Genomic DNA, 14912 nt, shown 5'->3' with positions numbered 1-14912 from the left:
TCATGGGCGCAGGCCCTCGACCATGAAGCGGGCACGCCGTGTGCCCCCATCGCGAGAACAGCATATGAGTCAGCATTTTTACGTACATCCCGACAATCCCCAGGCCCGTCTCATCGGCCAGGCGGTGCAGATCCTGCAAAACGGCGGCGTCATCGTCTATCCCACCGACTCCGGTTATGCACTTGGCTGCCAGATGGGCAACAAGGATGCCCTGGAGCGCATCTGCCGCATTCGCCGCATCGAGCCGAACCACGACTTCACCCTGGTGTGCCGGGATCTCTCCGAAATCGCCACCTACGCCAAGGTGGACAACAGCGCGTTTCGCCTGATCAAGAACAACACCCCTGGCCCCTACACCTTCATCTTCAAGGCGACCAAGGAAGTGCCGCGCCGCCTGATGAACGAGAAGAAGAAGACCATCGGCATCCGGGTGCCCGCCAACAACATCGCCCTCGCGTTGCTGGAGGAGCTCGGCGAGCCCCTGCTCTCCACCACCCTGATCCTGCCGGGCTCCGAGATGGCGGAGTTTGATCCGGAAGAGATCGCCGACAAGCTCGGCAAGCAGCTGGATCTGGTGGTCAACGGCGGCTATCTCGGCGAGCAGCCCACCACTGTGGTGGACTTCTCCGACGACGAGCCCGTGCTGCGCCGTCGCGGAGCCGGGGATCCCACGCCGTTTGAATAAGGCCGCCGACACGGCGACCCGGGACCCGAGTGAGGGCAACCAGCCCCCACCCGTCCCGGCACCGCCCATCGCCACCGTCCTGGGGCAGCCCTATCATGAGCTGCCCCAGGATCTGTTTATTCCGCCGGATGCGCTGGAAGTCTTCCTCGACACCTTCGAGGGGCCGCTGGATCTGCTGCTCTACCTTATCCGCCGCCAGCAGCTGGACATCCTGAACCTGCCGATCCTGCAGATCACCGCCCAGTACATGGAGTACGTGGAGCTGATGCAGGGGCTGAATCTGGAGCTGGCCGCGGAATACCTGCTGATGGCGGCCTGGCTCGCGGAGATCAAATCTCGCCTGCTGCTGCCCAAGGCTCCGGAGCTGGAGGATGACGAGGAAGGGGAAGATCCCCGCGTGACCCTCATTCGCCGACTGCAGGAGTACGAGCGCTACAAGCTGGGGGCCGAACGGCTGGACGCCCAGCCTCGGCTGGAGCGGGAGATCTATGTGGCGAGCGCCTTGCCGCCGGATTTCGGCGCCCTGAAGCCGCTCACGCCCGATGTTTCACTGGTTGAGCTCGCCCTTTACATGCAAAGTGTGGTAAAACGCGCGACTCATTTTGAGCATCACCAGATCCGCCGGGAACAGATCCCGACCCGGGTGCGCATGGCGGAGATCCTGGCCATGCTGTCCCTGGGCCAGACCCTGCGCCTCGATCAGGTGATCAAGGCCAGCGATGGGCGCATGGGGGTGCTGGTGACCTTCCTGGCGTTGCTGGAGCTGTGCAAGGAGTCGCTTATCTGGATTTTGCAGGCCGAGCCGCTCGGTCCCATCCACTTTGCATTGGCCAGTGCGCCCGAGGAGGGCAACCATGGCGCTGCCCACTGAGCGGCTGAAGACCTTGATCGAGGCGGCGCTCTTCGTCGCCGGCCGCCCGCTCTCGGTGAGTGAACTCAAGGGGGGCGTGCTCTCGGACTACCCGGTCACCGGTCGCTACGTGCAACTGCTGCTGGCCGAGCTCAGGAAAGAGTACGAGACGCGGGGGGTGGAGCTCAAGGAGGTCGCCTCCGGCTGGCGCTTCCAGGCCCGCCAGGAGTATGCAGAGGAGCTCTCGAGGCTCTGGAGCGAGCGGGCACCGCGCTATTCGCGGGCCGTGATGGAGACGCTGACCCTGATCGCCTATCGCCAGCCCATTACCCGGGCCGAGATTGAAGCCATCCGCGGGGTGGCGGTGTCGAGCCAGATCGTCAATACCCTCAAGGATCGTGGCTGGGTGCGCAGCATCGGTCACAAGGAGGTGGTGGGGCGCCCCGAGCTGCTCGCCACCACCCGGGAGTTTCTGGATTATTTCAATTTGCGCAGCCTGGAGCAGCTCCCCGAGCTGGACCCCGAGCTGCAGACCCCCCTCGCCGGTTTGTCCGGGGAAGGGCAGGGCGGCCAGAGCGTGCCGTCATGAGTCGACAAGTATCAAGCGGTGAGGGCGCCACACGTGGCGTCATCACGAAAGCCACCGTTGCCCTTCATCATGCGGGCAGCGATCAACAATCAGGTAAACCCGATGAGTGAAAAACTGCAAAAAGTATTGGCCCGCGCGGGTCAAGGCTCCCGTCGTGAGATGGAGGCCCTGATCACCGCAGGTCGGGTCAGCGTGGATGGCAAGGTCGCCACGCTGGGGGATCGCGTCGAAGTGAACGCCGTGATCCGGGTGGATGGTCACCAGGTCAAGACCCGTGCGGCGGAAGAGCAGATCTGCCGCGTACTGGCGTACCACAAGCCCGAAGGGGAGATGTGTACCCGTCACGATCCGGAAGGGCGTCCCACCGTGTTTGATCGTCTGCCCAAGATGGACGGGGCCCGCTGGATAGCTGTGGGTCGTCTGGACGTCAACACTTCCGGTCTCTTGCTGTTCACCACCGACGGCGAGCTGGCCAACCGGCTGATGCACCCGAGCCACGAAGTGGAGCGGGAATACGCGGTGCGTGTCTTTGGCGAGATCACCGAAGCCATGTTGCAGCGCCTGCGCAAGGGCGTGCAGCTGGAAGACGGCATGGCCAAGTTCAACAAGATCAAGCCGGCCGGCGGTGAAGGGCTGAACCAGTGGTTCAACGTCACCCTGACCGAGGGTCGCAACCGCGAAGTGCGCCGCCTGTGGGAATCCCAGGAAGTGCAGGTGAGCCGCCTGATGCGCATCCGCTACGGCGACGTCACCCTGGATCGCGGCATCCCCCGCGGCGGCTGGCAGGAGCTCAAGCTGCCCGAGGTGAACTACCTGCGCGGCCTGGTCAATCTGCCCAACGAAACCGAGTCCAAGGTGGACTTGCAACAGGACGGCAAGGCCGGTCGCCACAAGCAGGCCGCCCAGATCCGCCGCGCGGTCAAGCGCCACAAGGAGATGCAGGGCAAGGAGCCGCGTGCCCGCAGCACCACCGCCCGTCGCAAGCCGACCTCCTCCACCCGCAACTCGGGGACCGGCAGCAAGTAAGCCTGCCGGGGGTGAGCTCGTCGCCACGCCTTGAAAGCCCGCACCACCTGGTGCGGGCTTTTTCATTTCTGGGGGAAGGCGCGGCGGGGCAGGGTCGCTCAGCCGATGAATGGGAGCATTTTCATTCATGGCGCTAATGGATTTTTATTTTGATAAATTTTTCTATCACTGCGTGTCAGGCAGCGGGAGCGGTTGCTCTGCCTGGGCTGGCTTGTTAGCCTTTCCCGCACTGATACAGGAGAGATGAATGAGCAAGGTATTGGATGAGCTGCTGGCACTGCTGGCGCTGGAGAAAATCGAGGAGGGCCTGTTTCGGGGCCAGAGCCAGGATCTCGGTCTGCGGGCCGTGTTTGGCGGACAGGTGATGGGGCAGGCCTTGTCAGCCGCCAAGCAGACGGTGGCGAGCGATCGCCAGGTGCACAGTTGCCACTCCTACTTCCTGCGCCCGGGGGATGCCAACAAGCCCATCGTCTACGACGTGGAGAACATCCGCGACGGCCAGAGCGTCTCCACCCGCCGGGTCAAGGCCATCCAGGGGGGCAAGCCCATCTTCTACCTCAACGCCTCCTTCCAGGTGGTGGCCGAGGGCTTCGAGCACCAGGCCCGGATGCCAGAGGGGATCACCCCTCCCGAGCAGCTCAAGAGCGAGCTGGAGCTGGTGCGCCCCTATGAGCAGGTGATCCCGCCGGCCCTGCGGGACAAGATCCTGTGCGAGAAGCCCATCGAGATCCGCCCGGTGACCCTGGTCGATCCGATCCGGCCCGATGTGCACGAGCCCCTGCGCTACACCTGGTTCAAGGCCAACGGCCCGGTGCCGGACGATCAGCGGGTGCACAATTACCTGCTGGCCTATGCCTCCGACTTCCACTTCCTGTTCGCCGCCCTGCAACCTCACGGCGTCTCCTACTGGGAGCCGGACATGCAGGTGGCGACCATCGATCACTCCATGTGGTTCCACCGGGAGTTCCGGCTGGATGACTGGCTGCTCTACGTGGTGGACAGCCCGAGCGCCAGCGGCGGTCGCGGCCTGGTGCGCGGCCAGTTCTTCACCCGTGACGGGGTGCTGGTGGCCAGCACCATGCAGGAAGGGGTGATCCGCCGCCGGGGCAGCAACCCATGAATTACTCAAACGGCCGGGGGATGAGCCTGTGATCGTGCCCATTCTGCGCAGCTTCGATGAGGGCAAGTTGCGCGCCTTCTACCTCGATTACCTGGGGTTCGTCATCGACTGGGAGCACCGATTCGGCCCGGACATGCCGCTCTATCTGCAGATCTCCCGGGGGGAGTGGGTCATCCACCTCTCCGAGCACCACGGGGATGCCTGCCCGGGGGCGGCCCTGCGCCTCTCCACCGGCCAGCTCGATGCCCTGTTCGCCGAGTGGCGTGCCAAGGGCTATCCCAATGCTCGCCCCGCCATCGAGACCATGCCCTGGGGTTGCCGGGAGCTCACGGTGCAGGATCCCTTCGGTAACCGGCTGGTGTTTACCGAGCCGTTGCCGCCGGCAGAAAGCGCCTCATAAAAAAACGGGAGCCACTGGCTCCCGTTTTTTCATTGGCTGATGTGGCCTGTCAGGCCGCTTCCTGCTCGGCGACCGGCAGGCTTTCCCCTTCGGCGAAGCGGTCGGCCCAGAGGGCGATGACGCCGTCTCCGGTGACGTTGCAGGCGGTGCCGAAGCTGTCCTGGGCCAGGTAGAGGGCGATCATCAGGGCGATGGAGGCCTCACCGAAACCGAGCATGGAGGTGAGCAGGCCGAGCGCCGACATGACGCCGCCGCCCGGGGCACCGGGGGCCGCAATCATGATGACGCCCAGCATCATGATGAAGGGCAGCATGGTGCCGATCCCCGGGATGGCCAGGTGCTCGGAGAGGAACATGACGGCGGTGGCGCAGGTCACCAGGGTGATGGTGGAGCCGCACAGGTGGATGGTGGCGCACAGGGGAACGGTGAAATTGGCGATCCCCTCGCTCACCCCGTTGTTCTTGCTGGCTTTCAGGGCGACCGGGATGGTGGCGGCGCTGGACATGGTGCCAAGGGCGGTGAAGTAGGCGGGCAGCATGTTCTTGATGAGCATGGCCGGGGAGCGGCCCAGCGCCAGACCGGTGGCGACGAACAGCACGGAGAGCCAGGTCCAGTGCATGGCGATGGCCATCACCAGCACCACGCCGAAGGTCTTCAGGGTGGCGAAGACGGTGCCTTCCACCGTCATCTCGACGAAGACGCCGGCGATGTAGAAGGGCAGCAGCGGAATGATCACCCGGGCCAGCAGGCGGTCGATGATGTCACGGCCCTGATCCGCGACCCGGCGCAGATCGGTGGCCTGGGTGGCGCTGATGCCGATGCCGAACACGAAGGCGGCGGCGAGGGCCGACATGACCCCGAACAGCGGCGGTATCTCCAGGTTGATGTAGGAGCTGAGCTTGATGGCCGTCTCCGTGCTGGCCTCGGCGGCCGTGGTCAGGTGCGGGATCAGGTGGCTCGCCACCGTGAAGGCGAACAGGCCCGCCAGTATGGTGGAGCAGTAGGAGAGGGCCACCGTCTTGCCCAGCAGCTTGCCGGAGTTCTTCGGCAGGCTGGCGATGCCGCTCATGATGAAGAACAGGATGATCAGGGGGATGGTGAAGGTGATCAGCTGACCGATGACCGTCTTGGCCGTAAACAGCACGCGTGCGACCCATTCCGGGGCGTAGAGACCGAGCAGGAGACCGGCGAGGATGCCGGCAATCAGTTTAAGGACAAGTTTCATGCATTAATCCAGGTGTTGGTGTCTGTTTTGTTATTTAATCTTGATTTTGATGCTGCTTTTTAACACAAAAGCCGCATCTTGTCTGTCTTCACCTGGTTAATGCAGAGTTAAATATTGTTATCTAGATGCGACGTCGCGTCGGGCTCCCTGTCTGGAGCGGCGGCCGCGATATTGATTAATTGTGGCGGGATTGGCGTCGCGGATCAGCAGGGCGTGCAGCCAGCGTCCCTGCCTCTCATCGTCGCTTTGCCAGCACTGTTGCAGCGCAAAGGGCAAGGGGGCGATGAGAGCGGCAAGAGCAGCTTCGTCCAGGGCCGTGCGCAGCGGATAGTCGAGAGGCGCGGCGGCGTCTTCGCGCGGCAGCCCGCCATCCGGGTGGGGGAAGGAGCAGTAGAGCGGTCCCTTTGGCCTGAGCAGGCTGGCGAGGTGAGTCAGCACGGGGGTGAGCTCGGCCTCGGTGAGGCAGGGCAGGGAGGCGCTGGCCCAGATGCCGTCAAAGGGCAGCACGTTGTGCATCTGCTCGAAGCGGCACACCCGCACCGGCTGGCCGCACCGGCGTGAGGCGGCCTTGGCCTGGGTCAGACTCGCATCGAAGGCGGTGACCACATACCCCTGCTCGCGAAAATAGTGGAGATCCTCCCCCGTGCCGCAGCCCGCCTCCAGCAGGTGGGCGCCTTCTGGCAGCAGCGCCAGGAAGCGGGGGTGGGCCTGGGCGGGAAGGGGGGGAAGAGAGGATGACGCGGGCATGATCAGGGGATCTCTTGGATGCGGGGCGGCTACTCTAGCAGATTTTCGGCTCTGGTGGCTGGTCTGGTCGGGGGAGGGCCGTCCTCATCCCTCCCGACCGGGCTTCTGGTGATAAGGCCTGTCTCGGTCAGGCGGGGCGCACTGCCGGGCCCCGGGGCTGGGCGATCAGGGAGAACAGGCCGTCGAGCAGGAAGTCGGCGTCTTTGATGAGGTTCAGGCGCTCCGGGAAGTGCAGCCAGTTGATGACATAGCCATCCAGGGTGCAGTGCATCAGGGTGGCGGCCCGGTGCAGATCCAGGTCCGCCGGCAGGTGGCCGAGGCGTACCGCGTTGGCCAGGGTGAGCTCCAGATCCCGGAAGAAGTTGAGCGACTGCTGGCGCATGTGCTCACGCAATGAGCTGGCCTCCCCTTCCAGGGATTCCAGGTTGTACATGATGGTGAACATCTGCTGCTGGGCGGGCTCGGTGCTTATCTTGATCATCACCTCCTTGAGGAAGATGCGCAGCTTGCCGAGGGGATCGGGTTCTCGCTCATCGAGACAGGCGTCGAGTTGATGGGAGAGGGGGGCACAGAGCTCCTCCCACAGGGAGACGAACAGTTCTTCTTTGTTTTTGAAGTGCCAGTAGATGGCGCCCCGGGTCAGGTCGGCTGCCTTGGCGATATCGGTCAGACTGGTTCTGGCCAGCCCCTGTTGACAGAACAGAGTCAGGGCGGTGCTCATGATGTGGCAGCGGGTCTGCTGCGCTTCTTCTTTAGTCCGTCTGGCCATGGTGCTGTACCCGTTGAAATGATTAAAAGTTACTTACATACATTCTCGAATGTATGTATATTGCACCATCTTCGCAGTTTTACCAATAGGGCCCTTATAAACCCTATGGTTTTGTTCTCTTTTTGATTGAAACAGAGGCTAGGAATTTCATGCACAAACATATTCTCGCACGTTCGGTCGGCCTTGCCATGCTGGCAAGTGGCCTGCTGATTGGTTGTGGTGACAAGGGCGAGGCTCAGCAGGCCATGGGAGAAATGCCCCCCGCCGCGGTGGATGTGGTGACGCTGCACACGGCTCCGCTGCAACTGCTGTCCGAGCTGACCGGTCGTACCGCACCCCTGCGGGTCGCCGAGGTGCGTCCCCAGGTGAACGGCATCATCCTCAAGCGCCTGTTCACCGAAGGCAGCGACGTCAAGGCCGGCCAGTTGCTGTACCAGATCGATCCCGCCGTTTATCAGGCCGCCGTCGCCAGCGCCAAGGCGAACCTTGCCAAGGCCGAGGCCAACGAGCGCAGTGCCCGTCTCAAGGCCCAGCGTTATGCCGAGTTGGTGAAGGTCAAGGCCATCAGCCGTCAGGAATATGATGATGCAGACGCCGCCTGGAAGCAGCAGGTTGCCGAGATCGGTGCCGCCAAGGCCGCCCTGCAGAGCGCCAACATCAATCTGGCCTATACCCGGATCACCGCCCCCATCAGCGGCCGCATCGGCAAGTCTGCGGTGACCGAGGGTGCCCTGGTGACCGCCCAGCAGGCCACCAGCCTGACCACCATCTCCCAGCTCGACCCCATGTATGTGGACGTGCGCCAATCCACCGCCGACCTGCTGCGCCTCAAGCGTGAAGTGGCTGCCGGCAAGCTGACCCAGGGTCAGCAGGATGGCGCCAAGGTCAGCTTCCAGCTGGAAGATGGCAGCACCTATGCCGAGCAGGGCTCACTGCAGTTCTCCGACGTGACCGTGGATGAGACCACCGGCATGGTGACCCTGCGGGTCATCGTCCCCAATCCGAAGGATCTGCTGCTGCCCGGCATGTTCATGCGCGCCACTCTGCAAGAGGGCGAGCGCCCCGAAGGCTTGCTGGTGCCGCAGACTGCCGTGACCCGTACCCCCAACGGTGGTGCCACCGTCATGGTGGTGACCCCGGACAACAAGGTGGCGCTGCGGGATGTGCAAGTCAGTCGCATGGTCGGCGATAGCTGGGTCGTGGAGTCAGGTCTCCAGTCCGGTGAGAAGGTGATCGTGGCCGGTCTGCAGAAGGTCAAACCTGGCGCCGAGGTTGCCCCCACTGAGCGCGCTGCCACCACGGCCACCGCACAGGCTGAGCAGACCCCGGTAACCAAGTAGTAGGATGGAGTAGTCGCCAAATGGCACGATTTTTTATAGATAGACCGATCTTCGCCTGGGTGATCGCCCTGGTGATCATGCTGGCCGGGGTCATGGCCATCATCGGCTTGCCGGTCGCACAATACCCGACCATAGCCCCGCCGGCAGTAGGCATCTCCGCCAGCTACCCGGGTGCCTCCGCCAAGACGGTGGAAGACTCGGTGACCCAGATCATCGAACAGAACATGACGGGTCTGGATCACCTGCTCTACATGTCGGCACAATCCGACTCCTCGGGCAACGTGAGCGTAACCCTCACCTTCAAGCCGGGTACGGATCCCGATATTGCCCAGGTGCAGGTGCAGAACAAGTTGCAACAGGCGATGTCGCTCCTGCCGCAGGAAGTACAGCAGCAGGGGATCCGGGTTCAGAAGACCTCCAGCAGCTTCCTGATGGTGGCCGCCTTCATCTCCACCGATGGCAGCATGACCAACGACGATCTCGCCGACTACGTGGTGTCCAACATCAAGGAACCCCTGAGCCGTCTGGACGGTGTGGGTGACATCACCCTGTTCGGCAGCCAGTACTCCATGCGCATCTGGCTGGATCCGCACAAACTCAATCGGGTACAGATGACCCCCGCTGACGTCCAGGCCGCCATCAAGTCCCAGAACGCCCAGGTGGCGTTCGGCAAACTCGGTGGCACCCCGTCGGTGAGCGATCAGCAATTCACCGCCACCATCATGGGCCAGACTCGCCTCTCCACCCCGGAGCAGTTCAGCAATATCTTGCTGCGGGTGAACCAGGATGGCTCCAAGGTGCTGCTCAAAGACGTGGCCCGGGTCGAACTCGCCGGCGAAAGCTATGACGCCTCCGCGCTCTACAACGGTCAGGCCACCGCGGCACTCGCCATCAAGCTGGCCACCGGCGCCAACGCCCTGGACACGGCCGAGCATGTCCGTGCCAAGCTGGGGGAACTCTATGAGTACTTCCCGAACAACATGGAGATCGTCTATCCCTACGACACCACGCCGTTTGTGAAGATCTCCATCGAGGAGGTGGTGCAGACCCTGGTGGAAGCGATCTTCCTGGTGTTCTGCGTCATGTATCTGTTCTTGCAGAACTTCCGGGCCACCCTGATCCCGACCATCGCCGTTCCCGTGGTACTGCTCGGGACCTTCGGCGTCATGGCGGCGTTCGGTTTCTCCATCAACACCCTGACCATGTTCGGTCTGGTGCTGGCCATCGGCCTCCTGGTGGATGATGCCATCGTGGTGGTGGAGAACGTGGAGCGTCTGATGAGCGAGGAGGGACTCTCCCCGCTGGAAGCGACCCGCAAGTCCATGACCCAGATCACCGGCGCCCTGGTGGGGATCGCCCTGGTGCTCTCCGCCGTGTTCGTGCCCATGGCCTTCTTCGGCGGTTCCACCGGTGCCATCTATCGTCAGTTCTCCCTGACCATCGTCTCGGCCATGGTGCTCTCCGTGCTGGTGGCCCTGATCCTGACGCCGGCCCTGTGCGCCACCTTGCTCAAACCCATCAAGCAGGGGGAACACGGTACCCAGCGTGGCTTCTTCGGCTGGTTCAACCGCTTCTTCGACACCAATGCCAACCGCTATCAGAACGGCGTGCGCAAGGTGATCAAGCAGGGTACCCGCTACAGCATCATCTATCTGGCCATGTTGGCGGTGCTGGCGGTGCTGTTCATGCGCCTGCCCACCTCCTTCCTGCCGGAAGAGGATCAGGGGGTCATCATGTCCATGGTGCAGCTGCCGGTCGGCGCCACCAAGGAGCGTACCGAAGTGGTACTGGCCGAGATGCGCGACTACTTCCTCGAGAACGAGAAGGAGAACGTGGACTCCGTGCTGACGGTGGCGGGCTTCAGCTTCGCCGGTAGCGGTCAGAATGCGGGCATGGCCTTCATCAAGCTGAAGGACTGGAGCGAGCGTCAGGGTGAGGAGCGCAGCGCCAATGCCATCATCGGCCGCGCCATGGGTTACCTGTTCAGCATCAAGGAAGCCCAGGTCTTCGCCTTCAACCTGCCTCCCATCCCCGAGCTCGGGACCGCCACCGGTTTCGACTTCTTCCTGCAAGACCGCGGTGGTCTGGGGCACGAGAAGCTGATGGAAGCCCGTAACCAGCTGCTCGGCATGGCGGCGCAGGATCCCAACCTGGTACGGGTACGCCCGAACGGGATGGAAGACACGCCCCAGCTCGACATCAAGATCGACTACGAGAAGGCGCTGGCCCAGGGTCTCTCCATCGCGGACATCAACAACACCCTGTCGGCAGCCTGGGGTTCGTCCTACGTGAACGACTTCGTGGATCGCGGCCGGGTCAAGAAGGTCTATCTGCAGGCGGATGCGCCGTTCCGGATGAACCCGGAAGATCTGAAGCTGTGGTACGTGCGCAACAGCTCCGGCCAGATGGTGCCCTTCTCTGCTTTCGCCACCACGGAGTGGAGCTTCGGTTCGCCGCGTCTTGAACGTTACAACGGCGTCTCCGCCATGGAGATCGTCGGTGAAGCGGCGCCGGGCAAGAGTACGGGGGATGCCATGGCAGCCATCGAGGCCATGGTGGAAAAACTGCCCGAAGGGGTAGGCATCGAGTGGACCGGTCTCTCCTTCCAGGAGCGTCAGGCCGGCTCTCAGGCGCCTGCGCTCTATGCCATCTCCTTGCTGGTGGTCTTCCTCTGTCTGGCGGCGCTCTATGAGAGCTGGAGCATTCCGTTCTCCGTCATGCTGGTGGTACCGCTCGGGGTGCTGGGCGCCATTTTGGCGGCGACCATGCGCGGGCTCGAGAACGACGTCTACTTCCAGGTGGGCCTGCTCACCACGATCGGGTTGTCGGCGAAGAACGCCATCCTCATCGTCGAGTTTGCCAAGGAGCTGCACGACAAGGGGATGAAACTCGGCGAAGCCGTGGTGGAAGCCTCCCGTCAGCGCCTGCGCCCGATCCTGATGACGTCCCTCGCCTTCATCCTCGGCGTACTGCCGCTGGTGATCAGTACCGGCGCCGGCGCCAGCAGCCGTAACGCCATCGGTACCGGCGTCATGGGGGGGATGATCACCGCGACCGTGCTGGCCATCTTCTTCGTGCCCCTGTTCTTCGTGCTGGTGATGCGTTATTTCACCGAGCACCACAGCGCCGAGGAGCGTATTGCCCACGCCAAGGAGATCAAACATGACTAAGACCCTGATCGCCCTGAGTGTGACCCTGCTGCTGGGGGCCTGTTCCATGGCCCCCGACTACCAACGTCCCGCGCAGCCCCAAGGCGCCTCCTGGCAGGCCGATCTGGCCGCCAAGGGGGAAGCGGCGCCCTGGCGTCAGCAGTTCCTCGATCCCGAGTTGCAGAAGCTCATCGGCACTGCCCTTGAAAACAACCGGGATCTGCGCCTCGCGGCCTTGAACGTCGAGGCCTATGAAGCCAGATACCGGATCCAGCGGGCGGCCCAGTTGCCGACTCTGGCCGCAGATGGCAGCGGCTCCCGCCAGCAGGGATCGGACGATCTCAGCAGCACGGGGCAGGGCACCATCAGCAGCCAATATGGCGCCAACATCGGCATCACCGCCTATGAGCTGGACTTGTTTGGCCGGATCCAGAGCCTGAAAGATCAGGCGCTGGAGAACTACCTGGCACAGATTGAGACCCAGCGCAGCACCCAGATCGCCCTGGTCGCCTCGGTGGCCAATGCCTACTTCACCCTGCTCGCGGATCAGGAGCTGCTGGCGCTGAGCCAGGCGACCCTGGCCACCGAGCAGGAGAGCTACGCCCTGACCCAGCATAAATACCGGCTGGGCGCCGCCTCCGAGATGGAGCTGGCACAGGGGCGCACGGCGCTGGAGAACGCTCGTGTCAGCCAGGCGCAGTATCAGCGTCAGGTGAAGCAGGACAAGAACGGTCTGGCCCTGCTGCTCGGCACCGATGTGCCGGTGCTGGAAGGACAACCCAAGACCTTGGACGAGGTGCAACTGGCTGCCATCCCGGTGGGCGCGTCTTCCACGCTGCTGCAACAACGCCCGGACATCCTGGCGGCGGAGCACAGCCTGAAGGGGGCGAACGCCAACATTGGCGCAGCCCGCGCCGCCTTCTTCCCGACCATCTCGCTCACCGCGACGGCGGGCACCGCCAGCAACCAGCTGAGCGGCTTGTTTGACGGCGGCACCGGCACCTGGACCTTCATGCCCCAGATCAACCTGCCCATCTTCGACGGTGGCAAGCGCGTGGCGGATCTCGACGTGGCCGAGGTCGGCGCCAAGCAGGCGGTGGCGAGCTATGAGAAGAGCATCCAGACCGCCTTCAAGGAGGTGGCCGACACCCTGGGCGCCCAGGCGGACTATGAGCAGCAACTGCAGGCCCAGCAGGATCTGGTGAATGCCAACCAGACCTACTTCAAGCTGGCGGAGTTCCGCTATGAGCAAGGGGTGGACAGCTATCTGACCCGCCTCGATGCCCAGCGCTCCCTGTTCAGCGCACGGCAGGGGCTCATCAGCACCCGCCTGGCCCAGCTGAGCAACCAGGTCGCCCTCTACAAGGCGATCGGCGGTGGCTGGCAGGCGCCGGAAGAGGCGACTCAGGCGACCGACAGCCAGGGTTGATGACGAAGGTCACATCATATAGCCACAGGGCGAACCATTTGGTTCGCCCTGTTTTTATATGGGATGGCGGCTGGTCGTTGACAGAGAGATGGTGTGGGCGCGGGCATCGCCCACGAGAAGCGCCACCTCGCACCAGGGGTCGGCCGCTTTCAGCCCCGCTCCCCATCGTCGGTCGGCACAAATCGACCACTGCATGCGACTGTCTCCACGTCGTCTGCTGGGCCCTGCCAAGGCTGTGCAATGGATTGCATAAGCTGCGAACTAATTATTCTTTCAAAGAATAAATGGGCGAATCATATAGTTGGTCACTCGACTCTCATTCCAAGGACGTGCAATGAAACGAAGACTGCCCGCCATCCTGCTCGGTGCAGGTTTGGTTCTCGCCCCGCTGACCCAGGCGGCCACCCTGCTCAACGCCTCCTACGATGTGATGCGCGACTTCTACAAGGACTACAACCCGGTCTTCCAGCAGCACTGGCAGGCCCAAGGGGGTGAGCCGCTGCAGATCCACATGTCCCACGGCGGTTCGAGCAAGCAGGCGCGCGCCGTCATCGACGGCCTGCCCGCCGACGTGATCACCATGAACATGGCCACCGACATCAACGCCCTCGCCGAACATGGCGGTCTGGTTCCGAAGGAGTGGGCGACCCTCTTGCCGGACAACAGCGCTCCCTTCACCTCGGCCACCGTGTTCATCGTGCGCAAGGGCAATCCCAAGGGGCTCAAGGACTGGCCTGATCTGCTCAAAGAGGGCGTGAAGGTGATCGTGCCCAACCCCAAGACCTCGGGTAATGGCCGCTACACCTACCTGTCGGCCTGGGGCTATGTACTGGACAAAGGGGGGGATGAAAACGCCGCCAAGGCGTTTGTCGGCAAGTTGTTCAAGCAGGTCCCTGTGCTCGATACCGGTGGCCGCGCCGCCACCACCACCTTCATCCAGAACCGGATAGGGGACGTGCTGATCACCTTCGAGAATGAAGCCGAGATGATCGCCCGCGAGTTTGGCCGTGGCAGCTTCGAGGTGATCTACCCCAGCGTCACCGCCGTGGCCGAGCTGCCGGTGGCGGTGGTGGACAAGGTGGTCGACAAGCGGGGCACGCGCAAGGAGGCGGAAGCCTATCTGAAGTACCTGTGGTCTGACGAAGGGCAGCGCATCGCCGCCAACAACTACCTGCGCCCGCGCAACCCAGCGATCCTTGCCGAGTTTGCCGACCGCTTCCCGCAGGTCACCTTCCTCGACGTGGTGAAGACCTTCGGCGAGTGGCCGGTGATCCAGAGCACCCACTTCAAGGAGGGCGGGGTATTTGACCATATTTATGCCGTCAAATAAGTGTTTTAATGGTTTTATATGTCGACAAATTGACAATTCATGGGTGATTGAACTATCCAGATCCTGTGTCTCGAAGATAAAAGGTGCTAGTCGGTGTCTCAGGGCGCGAAAGGAAGCAAAGGGCTGACAGGCACGTAGAAGGAGTGGGTGAGGGCTTGCGTCGTCAATCCTGGGCCATGGCAGAGAACAAAGAATAGAAAGTACAAAGGGTTAGCCACATGAGAGGCTAACCCTTTGTTGTATCTGGTGCCGG

The 14912-nt window shown here is 63.0% G+C and carries 13 protein-coding genes; 10 read left to right on the top strand and 3 right to left on the bottom strand.

The window, feature by feature from the left end; genetic code table 11:
• The first annotated feature begins 64 nt into the window (after window positions 1-64).
• The 6 genes from ACW5W7_RS00700 to ACW5W7_RS00675 all read left to right on the top strand — a co-directional run bounded on the left by ACW5W7_RS00700 (window position 65) and on the right by ACW5W7_RS00675 (window position 4670).
• On the top strand, window positions 65-685 hold the full coding sequence (locus ACW5W7_RS00700) for an L-threonylcarbamoyladenylate synthase (RefSeq protein WP_438548834.1): 621 nt from the start codon (window positions 65-67) through the stop codon (window positions 683-685).
• The gene (locus ACW5W7_RS00695) at window positions 678-1556 is read left to right on the top strand and encodes a segregation and condensation protein A (protein ID WP_456500428.1); all 879 of its coding nucleotides are present in this window, start codon (window positions 678-680) and stop codon (window positions 1554-1556) included. The genes ACW5W7_RS00700 and ACW5W7_RS00695 overlap by 8 nt, the downstream gene beginning before the upstream one ends.
• Window positions 1540-2124 (top strand): SMC-Scp complex subunit ScpB, encoded by a 585-nt coding sequence (gene scpB / locus ACW5W7_RS00690; RefSeq protein WP_456500427.1) that lies wholly within the window; start codon window positions 1540-1542, stop codon window positions 2122-2124. The genes ACW5W7_RS00695 and scpB overlap by 17 nt, the downstream gene beginning before the upstream one ends.
• A 102-nt stretch (window positions 2125-2226) precedes the next feature.
• Entirely contained in the window at window positions 2227-3150 is a 924-nt protein-coding gene (rluB, locus tag ACW5W7_RS00685) for a 23S rRNA pseudouridine(2605) synthase RluB (RefSeq protein WP_349918632.1), read from the top strand.
• A 247-nt stretch (window positions 3151-3397) separates the two neighbouring features.
• Window positions 3398-4270, top strand: a complete 873-nt coding sequence (gene tesB / locus ACW5W7_RS00680) for an acyl-CoA thioesterase II (protein WP_349918630.1) — start codon at window positions 3398-3400, stop codon at window positions 4268-4270.
• Window positions 4271-4298: 28 nt separating this feature from the next.
• Window positions 4299-4670, top strand: a complete 372-nt coding sequence (locus tag ACW5W7_RS00675) for a glyoxalase superfamily protein (RefSeq protein ID WP_456500426.1) — start codon at window positions 4299-4301, stop codon at window positions 4668-4670.
• Window positions 4671-4719: 49 nt separating this feature from the next.
• Here the strand turns inward: ACW5W7_RS00675 and ACW5W7_RS00670 are convergent, their stop codons facing one another.
• The 3 genes from ACW5W7_RS00670 to ACW5W7_RS00660 all read right to left on the bottom strand — a co-directional run bounded on the left by ACW5W7_RS00670 (window position 4720) and on the right by ACW5W7_RS00660 (window position 7411).
• Window positions 4720-5895: a dicarboxylate/amino acid:cation symporter gene (locus ACW5W7_RS00670; protein ID WP_456500425.1), complete on the bottom strand. Its 1176-nt coding sequence runs from the start codon at window positions 5893-5895 to the stop codon at window positions 4720-4722.
• A 117-nt stretch (window positions 5896-6012) separates the two neighbouring features.
• A complete protein-coding gene (locus tag ACW5W7_RS00665) occupies window positions 6013-6642 on the bottom strand; it encodes a class I SAM-dependent methyltransferase (RefSeq protein WP_456500424.1) in 630 nt (209 codons plus the stop codon).
• Between the two features lie 127 nt (window positions 6643-6769).
• Window positions 6770-7411, bottom strand: a complete 642-nt coding sequence (locus tag ACW5W7_RS00660) for a TetR family transcriptional regulator (RefSeq protein WP_456500423.1) — start codon at window positions 7409-7411, stop codon at window positions 6770-6772.
• Window positions 7412-7560: 149 nt separating this feature from the next.
• On the opposite strand from ACW5W7_RS00660, the gene ACW5W7_RS00655 reads away from it, so the two are divergent.
• From ACW5W7_RS00655 to ACW5W7_RS00640, 4 genes are all read left to right on the top strand, one after another.
• Complete coding sequence (locus ACW5W7_RS00655) at window positions 7561-8751, top strand: efflux RND transporter periplasmic adaptor subunit (protein ID WP_349918619.1); 1191 nt, start codon at window positions 7561-7563, stop codon at window positions 8749-8751.
• Between the two features lie 20 nt (window positions 8752-8771).
• Window positions 8772-11921, top strand: coding sequence for an efflux RND transporter permease subunit (locus ACW5W7_RS00650; protein ID WP_456500422.1), 3150 nt, complete (start codon window positions 8772-8774; stop codon window positions 11919-11921).
• Entirely contained in the window at window positions 11914-13329 is a 1416-nt protein-coding gene (locus ACW5W7_RS00645; RefSeq protein ID WP_456500421.1) for an efflux transporter outer membrane subunit, read from the top strand. Before ACW5W7_RS00650 ends, ACW5W7_RS00645 begins: the two co-directional genes overlap by 8 nt.
• A 334-nt stretch (window positions 13330-13663) precedes the next feature.
• Window positions 13664-14659: a sulfate ABC transporter substrate-binding protein gene (locus ACW5W7_RS00640; RefSeq protein ID WP_456500420.1), complete on the top strand. Its 996-nt coding sequence runs from the start codon at window positions 13664-13666 to the stop codon at window positions 14657-14659.
• Window positions 14660-14912 lie beyond the last annotated feature (253 nt).

The sequence above is a fragment of the Aeromonas intestinalis genome, from assembly GCF_054052485.1.
The sequence above is the reverse complement of the archived record's forward strand: the minus strand, read 5'-3'. Positions and strand labels throughout refer to the sequence as shown.

Excerpts from the sequence above, each read along its gene's own strand:
- ACW5W7_RS00660 (WP_456500423.1), bottom strand. The coding sequence starts at position 7,411 with ATGGCCAGACGGACTAAAGAAGAAGCGCAGCAGACCCGCTGCCACATC.
- scpB (WP_456500427.1), top strand. The coding sequence starts at position 1,540 with ATGGCGCTGCCCACTGAGCGGCTGAAGACCTTGATCGAGGCGGCGCTC.
- rluB (WP_349918632.1), top strand. The coding sequence starts at position 2,227 with ATGAGTGAAAAACTGCAAAAAGTATTGGCCCGCGCGGGTCAAGGCTCC.
- tesB (WP_349918630.1), top strand. The coding sequence starts at position 3,398 with ATGAGCAAGGTATTGGATGAGCTGCTGGCACTGCTGGCGCTGGAGAAA.
- ACW5W7_RS00655 (WP_349918619.1), top strand. The coding sequence starts at position 7,561 with ATGCACAAACATATTCTCGCACGTTCGGTCGGCCTTGCCATGCTGGCA.
- ACW5W7_RS00670 (WP_456500425.1), bottom strand. The coding sequence starts at position 5,895 with ATGAAACTTGTCCTTAAACTGATTGCCGGCATCCTCGCCGGTCTCCTG.
- ACW5W7_RS00640 (WP_456500420.1), top strand. The coding sequence starts at position 13,664 with ATGAAACGAAGACTGCCCGCCATCCTGCTCGGTGCAGGTTTGGTTCTC.
- ACW5W7_RS00665 (WP_456500424.1), bottom strand. The coding sequence starts at position 6,642 with ATGCCCGCGTCATCCTCTCTTCCCCCCCTTCCCGCCCAGGCCCACCCC.
- ACW5W7_RS00700 (WP_438548834.1), top strand. The coding sequence starts at position 65 with ATGAGTCAGCATTTTTACGTACATCCCGACAATCCCCAGGCCCGTCTC.
- ACW5W7_RS00650 (WP_456500422.1), top strand. The coding sequence starts at position 8,772 with ATGGCACGATTTTTTATAGATAGACCGATCTTCGCCTGGGTGATCGCC.
- ACW5W7_RS00645 (WP_456500421.1), top strand. The coding sequence starts at position 11,914 with ATGACTAAGACCCTGATCGCCCTGAGTGTGACCCTGCTGCTGGGGGCC.